This is a genomic window from Denitratimonas organivorans, assembly GCF_037478135.1.
Lineage (GTDB): Bacteria > Pseudomonadota > Gammaproteobacteria > Xanthomonadales > Xanthomonadaceae > Denitratimonas.
Window position 1 is genome coordinate 397,295 of the sequence record NZ_JBBHDV010000001.1, and the last position, 18,047, is coordinate 415,341.

At 65.2% G+C, this 18,047-nt stretch carries 4 protein-coding genes; 2 read left to right on the plus strand and 2 right to left on the minus strand.

Annotation, left to right across the window (positions count from 1 at the left end; translation table 11 throughout):
• Nucleotides 1-43: 43 nt before the first annotated feature.
• On the minus strand, nt 44-2,515 hold the full coding sequence (locus WDB66_RS01780; RefSeq protein ID WP_339396708.1) for a protein kinase domain-containing protein: 2,472 nt from the start codon (nt 2,513-2,515) through the stop codon (nt 44-46).
• Nucleotides 2,512-3,066 (minus strand): ECF-type sigma factor, encoded by a 555-nt coding sequence (locus WDB66_RS01785; protein WP_339396709.1) that lies wholly within the window; start codon nt 3,064-3,066, stop codon nt 2,512-2,514. Before WDB66_RS01785 ends, WDB66_RS01780 begins: the two co-directional genes overlap by 4 nt.
• Before the next feature lie 771 nt (nt 3,067-3,837).
• On the opposite strand from WDB66_RS01785, the gene WDB66_RS01790 reads away from it, so the two are divergent.
• Both WDB66_RS01790 and WDB66_RS01795 read left to right on the plus strand, forming a co-directional pair.
• Nucleotides 3,838-17,037: a beta-propeller fold lactonase family protein gene (locus tag WDB66_RS01790; protein WP_339396710.1), complete on the plus strand. Its 13,200-nt coding sequence runs from the start codon at nt 3,838-3,840 to the stop codon at nt 17,035-17,037.
• Complete coding sequence (locus WDB66_RS01795; protein ID WP_339396711.1) at nt 17,034-18,044, plus strand: peptidyl-prolyl cis-trans isomerase; 1,011 nt, start codon at nt 17,034-17,036, stop codon at nt 18,042-18,044. The genes WDB66_RS01790 and WDB66_RS01795 overlap by 4 nt, the downstream gene beginning before the upstream one ends.
• Nucleotides 18,045-18,047: the final 3 nt, after the last annotated feature.

Genomic DNA, 18,047 nt, shown 5'->3' on the forward strand with positions numbered 1-18,047 from the left:
GTGCCGGCGGCAGGTTTTTGCGCAGCCGGTGTGGGTGGGCTTTCTATTTCAGCTCCACGACCGCCGGCGGCTGGTTTTCGGCGGTTTGCAGCAGGGCAAGGGCCTCGTTGATCCGCGCCAGCGGTTCGGGCTTGTCGCCATACATCGCGCGCTTGATCGCAAGTGAGCGCTCCAGGCTTTGGCGTGCGCCAGCCAGATCATGGCTGGCGATCTGCGCCAGTCCCAGGCCGCGCAGGATTTCGGAGGTGATGCCGTGGTCCGGGCCGAGGGTCTGCATCGCAATGTCCAGACAGGCCAGCTGCTCGTCCAGCGCCTGCCGTACATGGCCGGCATCCAGCAACCAGTTGGCGTGGTTGTGGCGGGTCATCAGCGTGAGGCGGTGGGTGGGGCCGTTGCGGTGCAGCGCGTAGTCGTAGGCAAATTCGTAATGCGGCCCGGCCTCTTCGATCTTGCCCTGTTGGCGCAGGGCGCCGCCGAGGTTGTTGCGCACCCGCATCATCATCGCGCTGTCGGCGCCGAACTGGCTGGCGACCGGTTCCAGCATCGATTTCAGTTCGGCTTCACCGCCGGCGTAATCGCGTTTCTGCAGGTGGAACACGGCCAGGCTCAGGCGCTGGCCGAGGGTGCGCGGGTGGTCGATGCCAAGGGTTTCAGCGCGCCGTTCGATGGCTTCGCGCAGCATCGGAATGGCTTCATCGAAACGCCCGGCATCGGCCAGATTGGCGGCCAGGTACTGGGCGGCGTCCAGACGCTGTGGATGATCCGGTGGTACCAGTTCGCGCAGCTCGTGGTAGGCGCGCTCGCTTTCCCGCAGCGCATCCTCGTGGCGGCCAAGATCGCGCAGTGCCCAGGACATGCGCGATCGCAGGTTCGGCGCCAGGGTGCGGTTGCTGCCGTGCTGGTGGCGGGCGGCGAAGGGAATCGCTTCCTGCAACATCTCCAGGGCCTGTTCGGGTGGCAGGATCAGGCTCATGCGCTGGATCGCCAACAGATCGGTCCAGCTGTGCCGGCCGTGGGTGGCGATCGCGGTTTCGCGGGCTGATTCCAAGTGCTCGATGGCCTGCGCGTTCATGCCCAGCGCGGTGTAACTCTCGGCGATGGCGAACTGCACCTGGATCTTCGCATCCGGCTGGTCCTGCAATTCGGTGGCGACCCGGCGCGAGGCTTCATCCAGCACCTTGAGCATCAGGGTCTTGTCCAGATCGCGAGCGACGTCCGGATCGACGCTGCCCAGGATCGTGCCGAGGAAGTCGGCGGTGGCGACCGCGCGCTGGGCTTCGCGTTCAGCCTTCTGCAGACCCCAGATGATACCGCCGATGCCGGCCAGCAGTGCCGCTGTCGCCAGCAGTGCAGCGGCACTGGCGGAGCGATGGCGGGCAATGAATTTGCGGATCGCCACGCTGCGCCTTGGCGGTGCGGCGTGCACCGGGTAGCCATCAAGGAAACGCTGCAGATCGCCGCTGAGCAGCGAAACCGAGCTGTAGCGGGCGGCCGGATCGGGCTGCATCGCCTGGGCGATGACCCAGTCCAGTTCGTTGCGCAGGGTGCTGATCAGGCGCCTTGGCGCAAGGCCGCGGCGGCGGGCAAGAGTCTGGATGTCGTCGGCGTCGAGCGTGTCCAGTTGCAAGGAGGGACGTGCGCCACCGGGCGGCAGGCTGGCGCAGTCCGGTGGGCGCAGGCCGCCGACAATTTCATACAGCAGCGCCCCGAGCGAATAGATGTCGCTGCGGCTGTCGCTGCGTTGTTGTGGATCCAGCTGTTCGGGCGCCATGTAGCCGGGCGTGCCGGCCGGTTGCACCGGCCCGCCGCTGATCCCCATCGCGATGCCGAAATCGATCAGCTTGGGCATCGGTACGCCATCGACCTGGCTGACCAGCACGTTGGCCGGCTTGATGTCGCGGTGCACGACGCCTTTCTGGTGCGCGTGCATCACGCCTTCGCAGACCCGCATGAACAGCTCGATGCGCTGCCGCAAGGACATCCCGGCCTGCTCGCAGAAGCTGGTGATCGGGCTGCCTTCAATGTATTCCATCACCAGCCACGGACGACCAGTGTCATCACTGCCGGCGTCGTGGATCTGGGCGATGGCGGGATGGTCCATCTGCGCCAGCAGCTGGCGTTCGACCTCGAAGAAGGCGCGCTGCTGCGCATCCATCTGGAGATCGCCGACCACCTTCAATGCGACGTTGCGCTGGTAGGCGCCATCGGCGCGATGCGCCAGATACACCTGGCCCATGCCGCCGCGACCGATCTGGCGCACCACCGCCCACGGCCCGAAGCGGGTGCCGGGCGCGATGTGGTTGGCGGCGGCGATCAGTTCGCGCGTGCTGCACAGCGGTTCGTGCACGCGGCGGGTGGCGCTGTTCTCGATCTGGATCATCGCCAGCAGCTCGTCCAGCAGCTGCGGGTCATCACCGGCGTGTTCGTGCGCGAAGGCTTCGCGCGACTGCTCCGGCAATTCGCAGGCGGCATGGAACAGATCCTGCAGCCGCTGCCAGCGCAGTTCGGTGCTCATGAGATCCGCGCCGCCAGCCAGACCCGCGCGAAACGCAGATCGCGTTCGATCGTGCTGCGCGAGGTGTCGAGCAGGTCGGCCGCCTGTTCGACATTGAAACCGGCCAGTTCCACCAGTGCGAAGGCCTGCGACTTGCGCGGGTCGATCCGGTCCAGCGTATCCAGTGCGCTGGCCAGGTTGGCCAGTTCGGCCGGCTGTGGTGCCGGATCGACCAGGCGCAGCGTCAGGGTGACGTTCTCACCCTGGCGCAGATTGGCGGCGGCGGCGCGCGCCAGATCGATCAGCAGGCGCCGCATCTGCAGCGCGGCATAGGCGAAGAAATGCCTGCGCGAGGGGAAGCTGCCATGGCCCTTGCCCATCCGCATCCAGGCCTCGTGTACCAGTTCGGTGGTTTCGATGCCGCTGCGGGCCTCACGTGTCAGGTGGTGGCGTGCGATGCGGTGCAGCTCAGCATAGACCTCGTCGGCCAGAGCCTCGGAAGCGCCTTCGCGGCCTTCGGACCAGGCATGGATCAGGCCGGTGATGGGTGCGGTTGGGTGAGCGTCGGTCATGAGGGGGATCATACCCGTGCTGGTGCTGCTTCATGTGCTCGACGCGGTGTGCGCGATCGTTTTTGGGCTCGAACCGACACGCCCGCTGCTGTTTCGGGGCGCTGCTTCCAGCGCTTTTCCATGCTGATGTGGTGCTGTGGGCTGGGCGGGAAAGGCAGTGTCCGGACCGGTGCTGGGAAGGGGAGGCGGGTGGCTTTTTTTTCGGCTGGATCGCATACACGGCCGTTACTGAAATTGCGGTCGGCTCATCCGTTTGTCGTGAAATTTGATCCGTTCGTCATTTGTGTGAGGGATTTCACCTTCTTCGCTCGCTTGCTGATTGGTGAGTGGGACTGATTCCGGTGGGCGCATCTGCGTCTGGCCGGATTCGAAGGGGCGGGCCGCCTGCGTGGCCCGGGGGTTCGAGCATCCAGGACATCTATCGTGGCCATCCAGGGATCGCGGCTTCTGCCGCCCGTGTCGTTCTTTATCCAACCCGGCCGTTGGGCCGCACTGCTGGCAGCGATGCTGCTGTCCAGTCCGGTACTGGCGGCGCCTGTGCTGAACATGGCGTTCAGCAGCCCGCCGACGCATTACGTTCCGGGCCAGACCCTGCAGGAGGTGACCGTTACGCTCACCAACAGCGGAGACGAGGCGGCCGTGGGGGCGTCTGTCGTGTTCTCCGCGGATTCGGGTGTGACCCTGGCAAACCGGAGTTGCGTGGCGTCATTAGACTCTTCGTGCGGCTCAGGCGGGGGGAGCACCAATGGTCAGGTTGCGCCCGGTGGCAGTTTGACGATCAAAGTGGATGTGGCGTTTGCCAGTGACGCCATCGGCAGCAAAACTCTTTCTGCTACCGGCTCCACATCGGTTGCCGGCGTAGCCAACGCCACCGCTTCGCATACCTTCGCCCGTACCCCGCTTACTGATCTGGTGGCCACGGTCGAGGCGGTGGCCGTCAATTCGCCACAAGGCAACTGCCCGAACGAACTCGATAGCTATACCCCCGGATGTGATGCCGCCTATACGGTGGTGTTCCGCAACGATGGACCGGATAACGCTGACGGCGCGGGGATCTCGCTGGCGCGTAGCGAGGGCGGGGTGCTCAGTTGGGGTTGCATGGGCGGCAATGGTGCAACCTGTCCGACCGGCTCCGGCGCCTTGAACAGTGCTGCGATCGCTTCATTCCCCGCCGGCGGTACGTTGAGCTTCAATGTCATCGTGAGCCATGCCGCCAACCAGCTCGGTGACGCCGGGCTTGAAGCGAAAATCCAGCTGCCCGAGCCTGCAGGTGGCTTGCTGGAGGCCGACCCAGACAACAATGTGGGCGAAGTCATACGTACCCGCAATGACGCGGCCAATCTGTCGGTCAGTGTGCAGGGCACGGTCATCGCCTCGCCGGCCACGCATTGCCCAAGCGAAACCGAAACGGATATCTATACCCCCGGCTGTCTGGCCACTTATTCGGTGATGGTCAGCAATGCCGGGCCGGACAGTGTGACCGGTGCGCTGCTTTCACTGCAGCGTGATGAGGCGCCTGCAGAAAGCTTCACCTGGACCTGTGAAAGCAGCACCGGTGCCGCCTGCCCGTCGTCGCCGGTTTCCGGGCCGCTGACGGATTTTGTGTTGCCGACCATCGACGCGGGCGCGTCTCTGACCTTCTCGGTCGCGGTGATGCACGGCTCAGCCGAGCTCTACGCTGACGCGGCGCTGAGCGCGGCCATCGGCGAACCGGCCGACTCCTCGGCACCGGTGGACATCGATCATCTCGACAACAGCAGCGTCAGTGCGTCGCGTGACATCGCCCGTCGCGCGGAGATTCGTGTCGAAAAGCGTGCAACTCGCAATGGTCAGGATCTGGACGAGACCTACGCCAATATTGCGTGGGATTACGAGATCGCCGTCTTCAACGAGGGCCCCAGTGACGTGGGCAATATGGACGGCTCCGCGGGGTCCGTGATTGATCCGGTTGGTCCGGCGCTGCTGCTCAGTGACGAATTCGACGGGTTACTCGTGGGGACTTGCACGCCCGATTCGGACATGCCCTGCTGGACGCTGTGCCCATCCAGCATCGGCTCGACGGTTGAGGTCGTCGACGCCTCCGACTGTCCCGTGGACACGGTAGACGGCAGTGCGGCGGAGATTTCGCAGCGGTTTGCACTGCGTGCGCGAACGGGTAGCCGGCTGTTCACCACGGTCAATGTGCCCGCCGTCCAGGACAGCATCGATATCGTCAACGTGGCAAACGTATCGCTGACCTCCTGTGGCAGTTTGCCCGGCTGTCATGACATCACCTTGATGGGCGAGGCTCCGATTGAGTCGGAACCGGTCACGGTCAAGGTTCTCAGTGCTGCATCGGCAACCATTGCGGTGGCGAATGTGGGAGACGGCAGCGCGATTCCCGGCCTCACGCACAGCTACAGCATCACCGTAAGGAACACAGGCTACTACCACTTGCCGGAAACAGAGATCCAGAGCAATTTCCCGCTGGCGGCGGGTGGCAGCCTTGCGGGCTTTGTGCCCGGCTCGGTCTCTTACCAGTGCCGTGCCTATGGCGGGGCCTGTTGCTTCAGCGGCGGCACCTGCGGACAGAGTGAGGTGACGTCGCCGATCACTGCGGATGTGCTGGACGTCACCTCCAATCTTCCCGCTGGCGGACGCGTCGAGTTCACCGTCACCGGGATGATCGATCCACGTGCCACCGGAGCGGTTGAACTCCACGCCGAGGCCGAGCCGGGTGGCGGTGCGGCGGGCGTGAATGACAGCGATGTGACTTCACTGACACCGCAGCACATTCTGACCCTGACCAAGCGCCTCTACCAGCGCAGTGGCGATGATGACTTGCCGCGTCTGTACTATGAAATCACGGCCGGCAATGATGGTCCCAGTTTCGCGCCGGGGGTCGAACTGGCGGATGGAGACAGCACCGTTGCGGCGCCGGCGGATTTCGACTTCTCGCAGGCCGCCTGGAGCTGCGAAGCGATTCCCGCGCCGGGCGCCGTGGTTGCGCCTGAAGCCACCTCCTGCGGCAGGGCTGCGGGCAGTGGTGGCATCGGTGATACGACCGATGGCCCGTTGCCGCTTGATCTGATGCCAGGTGGCCGTGCCGTGGTCCGGATCGATGTGCCGGTCACACTGAGTGCCGGCGACCAGGTCGAGAACCGTGCGACGCTTGCGCTGGACGGCAGTGGTTCGCGTGAAGCCCGGGTCACTACTGCGCTGCGTGCCAGCTACAGCCTTGACCTGCAAAAGAGCGACGGGCTGGAAGTGGCACACCCGGGCCGGCCGCATACCTATTCCATCACCGTGCTCAACGAGGGGCCGGATGACGCCTACGACGTGCGCGTGCGCGATGTCATGCCCAGCGCACTGCAGAATGTGCAATGGACCTGCTCGGCGATCTCGCCGGTGCCGGGTGATCTGGCGCCGCTGCAGCACGAGCTTTCACCGGTCGCACGTCCCGGCCAGGCGTTGGTCATGTCGGCCGATGGGCATCATGTCTACGTGCTGAGCCGTACCTTCGTCGGGGATCCGGCGCAGGAGCGGGCTGCGCTGATGGTCTATCGCCGCAACGCCACGCCGGGCCTGGGCTATGGCGAGCTGGCGTTCGACCCGATCGACATCGAGATCGAGGGTGTCGACGATGAGAGCGATACCGGCGGCGCGGTGGAAGGGATGGAAAATCCTGTCGATCTGGCTCTGTCACCAGACGGTGCCGTGCTGCATGTCCTTTCTTCGGGTTCGCACCGTATCGCCACGTTCCACCGGGTGGTCAATGGGCTGGATCCGGAGTTCGGCCGGCTGTCGTTTGCCGGGTTCACCGCGACCGCGATGTCGCATCCGCGGCGCATCGTGACCACCGGCACGCATGTTTACGTATCCGGCTCCAACGGCTCCAACGGCGTCGGCCGGGTCGAGGTGTTCCGCCCCGACAGCAACAGCTTCCTGCCGATGCCGGTTGCCGGTGCCGCCGTGGATGCGCCGGTGGCAGCCGGACCGATGCAGGTCAATGGCGCGGGCAGCGAGTTGTTCGTCGCCTCCACCACGACATCGGCCATTTTCCGTTACACCATCGCTACTGACGGCCCGGATGCAGGACGTTTGAGCAAGACTGCGGAGGCAGGTGATGGAGAGACGGGCTTCATCGGCATCGGTGACATGGTGCTGGCAGCCAACGGGCAGGATCTCTATGTCCACGCCCACAACAACGGCAGTCCGCATATCGGACACGTGGTGTCCAGCCCCACAGCGGTCACCTTCACGACACTGTCCGGCGGGAATTCCCCGACCCTGCTGAGCGGGCCGGTCCGTCTGGCATTGACGCCTGACGGCGAGCATCTGATGGCGGTCAATCCTTCGGAAAACGTCTTGCTCTCACTGCGCCGTAACCCGGTGACCGGGGCGCTGACGGGCGGCTCGGCCGACAACCCGGATGTGGAACAGCAGTTGTTCGGCCCGGACAATCAGGGTGTCACCGCGCCTGATGGGGCGATCGGCCTGGATGTGCCGATGGCGCTGGTGGTTTCGCCGGACAATCGGCATGTGGTGGTCGCTTCAGGCAGCACCCAGGGGCCGATCGGGCCGCTGGCGGTTCTATCCCGGCGTGCGCCAGCGCCACAGCTGGGCTTTATCGAGCTGGACCGCGATGGAGATGCACAACCAGGCAGCCAGGGGGTGATCGACAGTCTGGTGGCGCCTGCCGATACCCTGGTTCGGGGACGATTCGTCTATGTGCTGAGCAAGGTGGATTCGGCGGTCAGCCTGTTCGAACGCCGTCTCGGCCATGTGGGCCCGGAAGACGAGGACGGCGGCCATCTGACCTTTGTCCGCTCCTGGCGCAATGGCGCCAGCGGGGTCAGCGGCATGGCCAATCCCGACAGCATGCTGCTCAGCCCAGATGGGCGCAGCCTGTTCGTGACAAGCCGCGACAGCGACTCCCTGGTGGTGTTCTCGCGTGACAGCAACGGCCTGCTCGACTTTGAGCAGGCCTTGCAGCGCGGTTCCGGCAATCCCGGCCTGCTGGGTGCCTATGGCATGGCGATGGACAGTGGCTCACGTCATCTGTATGTCGCGGGCTCTTACGAATCCAGCATCGCGATCTTCTCGCACCACCCGGACTCGCCGCAGCGTCTGCAGCATGTGGGCGTGGTGACAGGTGGCCAGAACGGTGTCACCGGGCTGAACGGCATCCGTGATCTGGTGCTGGCCGATGCCGGTGGTGACTCGCAGCTGCTGGGCGTTTCCGATGCCGCCAATACTGTGGTGGTGTTCAATCGGGACAACGCCGACGGCAGTCTGGGCTTTGTGCAGTCGCTGAATCTCGGGCCGAACCAGCGCCCGATGGCATTGGCCCTGTCACCTGAATCCGGCAATCACCAGCATGTATATGTTTCCGCGCAGAACTCCGGCACGCTGCATGTGCTCAGTCGTGTGCTGGATAGCACCGATCCACAGTTCGGGCGGGTGCGCGCGCTCACGCAGGTCGTGGCGGGAGGGCTGGCACCGGCGCGCATGAGCGGCCCGCGTGATGTCACGGTCAGCGCCGACGGCAAGCGGGTCTATGTGGCGGCCGAGTGGGGCAACAGCCTGGTCGCATTCAACCGCTACGACAACGCCGGCAGCGCGCAGTACGGGCATCTGGCCTTCGCCGAAATCCGCAGCCAGGACATCGATGCGGTAGACGGCATGCGGACCCCTTATGCGGTGGCGGTGTCGCCGGATTCGCGCAATGTCTATGTCGCAGGCTTCGGCAGTGACGCGATCGCCTCGTTCTCGGTGGGCACCGGCTCGTCATGCAGTGCCGCAGGCAGCGGTGATATCGACGATCTGGTCACGATCCGCACTGGCGGCGCGGTGATGTACACGGTCAATTCGGTGATTCGCCCCGACGCCACTGGTGTGCTGAGCAATACGGCAACCGCGAGTGGAGAAAACAGCGAGGCGTCAGACAGCGATCAGACCCTGCTGTTGACCTCCACCCGTCTGGAGGTCAACAAGACCAACAACCAGGTCGCGGTGGTGCCGGGCGAGACCGTGGTCTATGACGTCACCATCCGCAATGTCGGGCAGGGCAATGTCGTGGGCCTGGATGATCCGGCTGCGGCTCGCGTCACCGATCTGTTCGGGTGCACCATCGACGGCTCAGGCACGCGCGACTGTTCGGCATCGCCTTTCGATATCGACACGATCTCGTGGACGTGTTCGGCCTCGGGATCCGGTGCGCTGGACTTCATCGCAGCCCACCAGGAAGGCACGGCGGGGGTCACCGGGCTGGGTGGCGTCAGCTCCCTGGCCTTGATCCCGGCCGGCGATGCAGCGGATCCGGACCGGGTACGCGAAAACTTCATGGTGGCCGCCAGTGTCGATGACAGCGCGCTGGTGTTCTTCCAGCGCGACCAGTACACGGGTGCGCTGACCTACTATCCGGACGCGCGGATCGACCACGGCGGCGGCGTTCATATCGAAGGCGCGCGTTCGGTAACGGTGAGCCAGGACGGGCGGTTGTTGTTCGTCGCCAGCCGTCGTTCCGACAGTTTGAGTGTGTTCGGACTGTCCGGCAGCCAGACGCAGGCGCTGCGGGTCGAGCTTCTGGCCACTGCGAAGACCTCGACTATCAAGGGTCTGGATCAGGCGCTGCATGCGATCGCGTTGCCGGCCGGCAATGGTGTGGAGCATATCTACGTGGCCGGTGCCAATGATCATGCGGTGGCGGCATTCGCGTTTGATCGCGGCAGCAATTCGCTGGTGCATCTGGGCAGTCATGTGAACAACCAGAATGGTGTGCTCGGTCTGGCCGATGTCGAGTTTCTGGTCGCCAGTCCGGACGGGGCGCAGATTTACGCGCTGTCGGGCAGCAGCGGTAGCGTGGTGCAATTCGATCGCGATGCCGCCACGGGTGAACTGGTATTCGTGGCGCGGTTTGGCAGTGGCTCGCTGGGTGGCGTGCAGCTCAATGGCGTGTCTTCCGGTGCATTCGACGCCAGTGGAAAATATCTGTATCTGACGGTTTCGGCTGGCAACAGGCTGGTGCAGCTGTCGCGTACCACTGCAGCCGGGGGCAGTTTCGGCAATCTGGCGCTGCAGGCATCGGTGGGGCAGGACGAGCAGGGCGCCCAGGGTCTGCTGAACCCACGCCGTGCCGCGCTCAGTGCCGATGGTCAGCATCTTTACGTGACCTCGCAGGCAGGTGCGACGCTGGCGTGGTTCTCGCTGCATCCGGAAACTGGCATGCCGACCTATCAGGGCATCCGGACCAATCTGAGCGGTGGGGTTGAAGGACTGGCTGGTGCAACAGGCCTGGTGCTGGAGCCTGAACTGAACCAGATCTACGTGGCCGGCACGCTGGACCGTGCCATCGCGCATTTCCAGCGCCAGTCCGATTCATGGTGCCCGCCCGCGGGCAACGATCTGTTGCACGAGGTGCCGGTCAATATTGCGGCCGGCGGGCAGGTGCGGTTCAGCATCGAGGTGCGGGTTTCCAGCCAGCTCAGTGGCGATCTGGTCAATGTCGCTGGTGTGGAGTGGCAGTCTGCCGGTTGTGCCGGAGAAGACGGCACCACGCTGGGTGCCTGCGCGCACAGTGACAGCGACCAGGATGCACCATCCACGGTCGCTGATCTTTCCATCACCAAGGACGATGGTCTGGCTGAGTTCGATGGTCTGGCCGGCGCCGCGGCGATCGCGGCCGACCTGGGCAACATCTATGTAGCGGCACCGGCCGACAACGGCATCGGCATGTTCCAGCGACAGGTAGATGCAGCGACCGGTATCGGCCTGCGTTATCTGGGTGTGCTGCGCAGCGGTATGGCGGGGATCAGCGGTCTGGCCGGCGTGACCGACCTGATCGCCAGCTCCGATGGACACCATGTCTATGCCGCCAGTCCGGTGGACAACGCGGTTGCCGTGTTCCGCCGTGATCCGGGCAACGGCCGGCTCAGCCAGATCGATCTTGAGCAGAACGGGCTGCTGGGCGTTACCGGCATCTCCGGCGCGCGGGCGCTGGCGCTCAGTGTGGATGGCGCGCACCTGTACGTGGCCGGTGGGTTCTCCAACAGCGTGGCGATTTTCCACCGTCAGAACGACCCGGCATCGCCGGACTTCGGCAAGCTGCAGTTCCTCACTTCGGTCCAGGCCGGGGTCGGTGCGTTCAGTGGCTTCGAGGCGCCTTTGGCGCTGCTTCCCAGCCCCGACGGCAAGCAGCTGTATGTGTTGGGTGGGGCTGCGGACACACTGGTGGTGTTCGCGCGGCAGGACAATCCGGGTAGCGGCAACTTTGGTTTGCTGACCCAGATCCAGAGCCACCACAACGCCAGCGCTGGCGTGCTTGGCATGGACGATGTGCGTTCGCTGGCGCTCGATGTCTCAGGCGCGCATCTGTATGTACTCGGCGCCGAGGCCGGCTCGCTGGTGCACTTCAGCCGCAACACCGCTGATGGCAAGCTCGCATTCATTTCGCACTCCGCTTCGGAGGCGACGTTCATGGCGCCCGAACTGGTTGGCGCGGCGCGTCTGCGTCTGCGTGTTGTCGACGACAACACCTCCCAGCTGTTGGCCGCATCGGCAGCGCAGGATGCGATCGCCGTGTTCGATCTGGATGCCGAGGGCAAGCCCGGGCTGGTGCACTTCGTGCGCAATGGCGATGAGGCACTGGATCCGGCTGTGGGTCTGGTCGATGGTCTGGGTGGGGCGTCCGATCTGGCCTATGTCGTTGACGATCAGGTGTACCTGTATGCCGCCGGTGCGCAGGATGCGGCCTTGACCGCGTTCGCGCTGGACGCCACCGGGCCCGACTTCCAGGGAGCGATTTTCGATGGCATGGGCGGTGTCGCGCCGGGCGATGCGGTGACCTACACCATCGTGGCGAGAAACCACGGCCCCAGTGATGTTGAAGTTGCGCGGGTGGTGGACCACTTCCCGCCCGAGTTCGAACAGGTGAGTTGGACCTGTACCGGCAGCGGCGGTGGCCAATGCGTCGGTGCTGGCGTTGGCGGCATTGACCTGGAAGTGAAGCTGCCCAACGGTGGCGAGGTTCGGTTCCAGGCCACCGGTGTCGTTGGTGCCCAGGCCAGCGGCCGCTTGGTCAACACCGCGACGGTGGAAGCCATCGGGGTGCTGGATCCGGATATGACCAACAACAGCGCCACCGACGATGACACGGTGCTGTCGCCGGCGATGGATCTGTCGATCACGGTGACCAGCGATGGCTGCAGTGCCGGTGAGCCGGGCTGCATTGAGGAAGGGCAACTCACACCGGGTGGAGACGTCAACTATTCGGTAGTGGCTGCCAACGCGGGGCCGACCTATGCCGCAGGTGCGCTGGTGGGTGATGTGTTGCCGGCGGCGCTGTATGACGTGGCCTGGACCTGCACGCCGACACCGTATGCTGGCCTGCTGGAGCAGGTCGCGCTGGCCAGTGCCGAGTTTGATGTCGCCTACCGTGCGCTGACGGTGGACACCCTGGGCCGTCATGTCTATGCGGTCGGCAAACGCGTTGATGGTGCCGTTGAGCGTGACACCGTGGTGGTCTTCAACCGTGACCCGCTTACCGGTGTGCTGACACGCAGCCATGCCTGGTTCAATGGCGCGCCGTTGTCCGGCAACACTACGCCACCGGTCTCGGGCATTGGCGGTGCATCGGACATCGTCATCACCGCCGACGGGCGTTTCGTCTTCGTGGCCGGCCCGGATTCGGATGCGATCGCGGTCTTCAGTCGAGATGCAGAAACCGGCCTGCTGACCTGGGTTTCACAGGTCGTGGACAACGAGCTGGGCGTGCAGGGTATCGGTGGTGTCACCACGCTGGCGCTGTCGCCTGATGGCAGTCAGCTCTATGCGGGAGCGCGTGGCAGCCAGGCGATCGCAGGCTTTTCGATCAATGCCACCACCGGTGCATTGAGCCAGGTTTCGGTGATCCATCAAAGCGGTGGCAACAACGGCCTGAACGGCATTTCCGATCTGGCCTTCAACGAAACCGGCACGCTGCTGTTCGTCACCGCCGATGCCAACCGCTCGCTTGCGGTGTTCCGCCGTGCTCCTGCGACCGGTGTGCTGACCCATGTGCTGGATATCGAGGATGGGCCGGGCAATCCGGGCGCCTCGTTGCTGTCGCCTTCCGCGGTGCAGGTGTACCAGGACCGCATTTTTGTCGCCGATGCCGGTGGCGATGCGGTGAATCTGTTGCGCTTCGTCGATGGTGACGAGCCGGCGTTCGAGGTGGAGCAGATCATTGATCTGGCGGCGCTGGGCAACAGCGGTCATGCGCCGGCGGCACTGGCGTTCGTGCCGGATCAGATGCGGCTCTACGTGGCGGCGGCCGGTACCGGGCAATTGCATCTGTACAGCCTGCTGGATACCACGGCGCAGCATCTGGCCAGCTATGGCGTGGCGGATTCGGCGGCGCTGGAACAGGTGTCGGCGATCATGCTGGCACCCAATGGTCAGCAGCTGTATACGGTGTCCGCGGCCGATGGACTGGCCGCGACACTGGCGCGCGAACCGGGTTCGCGTTGCCCGCTGGCCGGCAGTGGTGCACTGGGCACGCAGCGGGTGGATATCGCCCCTGGTGGCCATGTGCAGTTCGATCTGGCCGGGCGCATCTTCGCCAATGCCACCGGCTCGCTGACCTATTCAGTGAGTGTCGATCCGCGTGTGCTGGCGCATGAGACCGATCCGTCCGACAACCGCGCCAGCGACACCAGTCCGCTGGTGCCGGCGCCGGATCTTGCCACCATCAAGGACCGCCTGACGCCGGCCGACGAGGTCATCGCCGGCCTGCCGGTCGAATACAGCATCCGCGTCGACAACCACGGTGTGTCCGATGCATTGGGCGCGTGGATCCACGACGAGTTGCCGATCTTCCCTGCGACCAATGCCGGTCTGGTGGACGACGGCCAGTGGAGCTGTGCCGCCAATCTTCCGCTGGAAGGCCGGGTCTGGCTGCCTGGTGCCTTCGAGTCGCGTATCGGGGATCTTTCCGCACTGGCCCACACCCCGGATGGACGGCGCTGGTTCGGGGCCAGTCGCAGTGGCAGCGCGCTGGTGGAGCTGCGTCTGGATACGGCCGGCGAGATCGAGAGCATCGAGCTTCTGGTCGATGGCGATGATGCCGGCGGTACGCCGATCAGCGGTCTGGCCGGTGCATCGCATCTGGCGGTCTCGCCCGATGGTGCGCACCTGTACGTGACTGCGGCACAGAGCAACAGCGTGCTGGTGTTCGCGATCGTGGCCGATGGCCTGCACTTCCTGCAGCAGATCACCTCGGGCACGCTGACGCCCGGACTGACGGGTGCGGCCTTCGTGCTGGTGTCGGCCGATGGGCGCTTCGTCTATACCGCTGCGGTGCCGAACGATGCCAGCACCAGCGCGATCGCCCTGTTCCAGCGTGATGCCGACAGTGGCGAGCTGAGCTATGTGGAGCGTATCCGAGACGGTCTGGGCACATTCCAGGAAGAGCTCAACGTCATCCGGGGCGTCAAACGCCTGCATCTGAGCGCGGATGGACGTCACCTGTATGCGGTCTCGACCGTATCCGAATCGCTGGCCCGCTTCGAGGTGGATGTCAACAGCGGTGTACTCAGCTACGCCGGCATGCTGCATGGGCGCAGCGGCGACGCCACCGTGCCGGGACTGGCCGGGGCGCGGGATATGGTGGTGACGCCGGGAGATACGCAGCTGTATGTGCTCGGGTCCGATGGCATCACGCTGTTCGAGCGTGCCGTCAACGGCAGCCTGACGGCGGTGGATTTCACCCCGCTGCCGGGTGGTTCGGCAGCACCGCGCGCGCTGGCGATGGATACCTGGGGCTCACGTCTGTACCTGGCCGATGCCGAGGGCAATGTGCACCTGCTGGCACGGCGCTGGAGCGATGGCGGGCTGGAACACCGCTTCACCCAGGCGGCACCTGACGGTGTGTCCGCCGCGCCGGGTGCGCTGTTGCATGTACCGCCGATGGGCGAACTGGTCATGGCGTTGACTGGCGAAGCCGGTGGCCTGTCGCGTCTGGACGAACGCGCGATTTCACGCTGCCTGGCGATGGCGGGCGGCAATGCCGGGTTCCCGGTGCCGGTGGATCTGGGGGTAGGCGGCCACTCGACCGTCGACTACCAGGCCACCGTGCATCCGAGCGCACGCGGCACCTTGCGCAATGCTGCGCAGGCGGTACCGGGCGAGGGTGTGGATCCGAACCCGGCCAATGACGAGGGCGTGGATGAGGTACTGATCCAGGTGGTGTCCGATCTTGCGATCAGCAAGACCGGGCCGGAGGCGGTCATCGCTGGTGAAACCGCCGAATACGTGATCACCGTGACCAATGCCGGCCCCAGCAATGCGCTCGGTATCCGGGTGATGGACGACCTGCACGCCGCCGCATTCCTTGATGCCACCTGGACCTGTGAAACCGCGGGTGAGGGTGATTCCAGCTGTGCCAGCCCGAGTGGCAGCGGCAGCGGGCTGGAAGCGTACGCCGACCTGCACGTGGGCGACACCTTGACGGTGACGTTGACGGTGTTGATCGACCCGGCGCATATCGGTCCGTTGCAGAACGGCGCCTACCTGATCCCTGAGCCGGAAGCGACCGATCCGACGCCGAACGATCACGTCACCCCGCCGGTCGAAACCGAAGTGCTGCGCCGCGCGAACCTGGCGGTGACCAAGACCCGTAGCGGTGGCGAAGTGGTGGCCGGCCTGCCGGTGCATTACACCGTGGCGGTGCACAACATCGGGCCCTCGGATGCGCCCGAGGTGCGGGTGCAGGATTTCCTGAGCCCGTTGCTGCGCGCTGCCAGCTGGGAATGCAACTCCACTGCGGGCGTCGGCCATTGCGGCATCGACGGTGAGCATGGCCAGGGTTCGATCAACCGTGTGGTCTCGGTCCCGGCCGGTGCCACGCTGTACTACACAATCGACGCCACGCTGCGCTCCTCGGCTCTGGGCACGCTGGAGAACACTGCCACGGCACAGTTGTTGCCGACTGATGTGGAAGGTCAGGCCGAAGATCCGGATCTGAGCAACAACAGCTTCACGGTCAGTGACCTGATCATCACCCGCGCCGATCTGGTGACCTCGATCCAGACCCCGGATGCCTACGACCCGGACAGCAGCCAGCCGATGCCCTACCAGGTGACGGTGGCCAATATCGGTCCGTCGGATGCGGCCGCGACCACGGTGGCGCTGACCTTCAGTCACGCTGTCCGGCACAACGGCGGTGAGCTGTGCACGCCAGCCTTCGGCGAGAGCTTCCTGTGTGAAGTCGAGGCGATCGTGGCCGGCAGCAGCCATGTGATCACGCTGGGGCTGTCCGATCTGCCCGCACCGGGCAGCGTGCTTGATTCGACCGCACAGGCCGAATCGCAGACCGATGACCCGGTGCCCGGCAACAACAGCGCCAGCAGCAGCACGTTGATGCGTACCGGTGTCGATCTGGTGGTCAGCATCGATGACGGACGCATCGGCCTGGCGCCGGGCGATACCACGGCCTACACGATCCGGGTGCGCAACATCGGCTCGATCGATGCGCTCGGCGCAAGCGTACAAGCGCCACTGGCCAGCGGCCTGATGGATGCAAGCTGGACCTGCACGGCCTCGGCCGGGGCCAGCTGTGGCGCAGGTACTGGCGGCATCGACGATCTGGTCGATCTGCCGGCCGGCGGCACGCTGACCTACACCCTGAACACGACACTGGATCCGGCCATCGACATCTTCACCCACGAAGAAATCGTGCAGCACGCCGAGGCCGAGGTCGACACCGCGCAGATCGAGGTCAACGCCGACGACAACGCCGACAGCGATACCAACCTGATCTTCAAGGTGATCTTCCGCGATGGTTTCGAGGAGCCGAAGAAGGCCACGGTTGCCGAACCGCAGGCCGCACTGTGGCCGCTGCCGACAGGTTCAGGGCTCCCGGCATCCCGTGGCCCGCCGCCATCACTCCCGGCCGGAGTCGCGGGGTGCCGGGAAACGGCCCGGGCAATGGCAAGCAAGGAGGGATGGGCATGAAGCTCTGGTCGAAAACCGTGCTGGCGAGCGTTGCCGGCGCCTTTATCGCCGGCGGTCTTGCCGGCTGGACCCTGGCACGCAGCGGAGATGGGGCGCAGGCCGATGCCGTGCCTGCGCGCTGGGTGGCGCGCATCGACGACAGCTATGTCAGCGAACAGGCCTTCATCGACGAGATGCGCCGCCGCGGTGGCGAGCGTCCCGGCCAGTTCCAGGACATGGAACAGAAGCGTCAATTGCTTGATGACATCGTCTACCGCGCAGCACTGGTCAAGGCCGCGCAACGTACCGGCCTGACCGACCAGCCGGAACTGCGCCGCGCACTGGATCAACTGGTATCCAACCGCTATCTGCAGGACAGCCTGCGTCGCGCCCAGGCCGAACTGACCGTCTCCGACGACGAAGTGCGGCGCTACTACGAACGGCACCAGGACGAATACACCGTGCCGGCGCGCAAGCGTGTGGCGATGCTGAAGATGTCGGTCTCACCGCAGGCCGGTGAAACCGCCTGGAACGAGGCTGTCGGAAAGATGCAGCAGGCCGCCGAAAAAGCCGCCGAACTGGATGTCAGCGTGCCGCACTTCGGCGTGCTGGCACGTGAAGTGTCCGATGACGCATCCACCCGCTATCGCGGTGGCGTCATCGGCTGGATTTCCGAAGGCCGCAGCGACCGCTACGCACACGACCGCGTGGTGCTGGAAGCGGTACGCACGCTCGAAACCGCCGGCCAGATTTCCGACGTGCTGCGCGGCGAGGACGGCGTCTATCTGGTGCGGCTGGTGGAAAGCGAACCACGCCAGTCGCGCCCGTTCGAACAGCTCGCCAGTGGCATCCGCCAGCGCCTGATGCAGGAACGTCTGGCCGAAACCGAAACCGATTTCCGCCGCCGCCTGATGCGTGAGGTCGGGGTCGAAGTGCGCGAATCCGCGCTGGCCTCGATCAATCCGCTCGGCCCACCGGCCGGCTCCGAACTTCCGCAACCGCCCGCGATGCCCCAGGACCAGGGATGAACC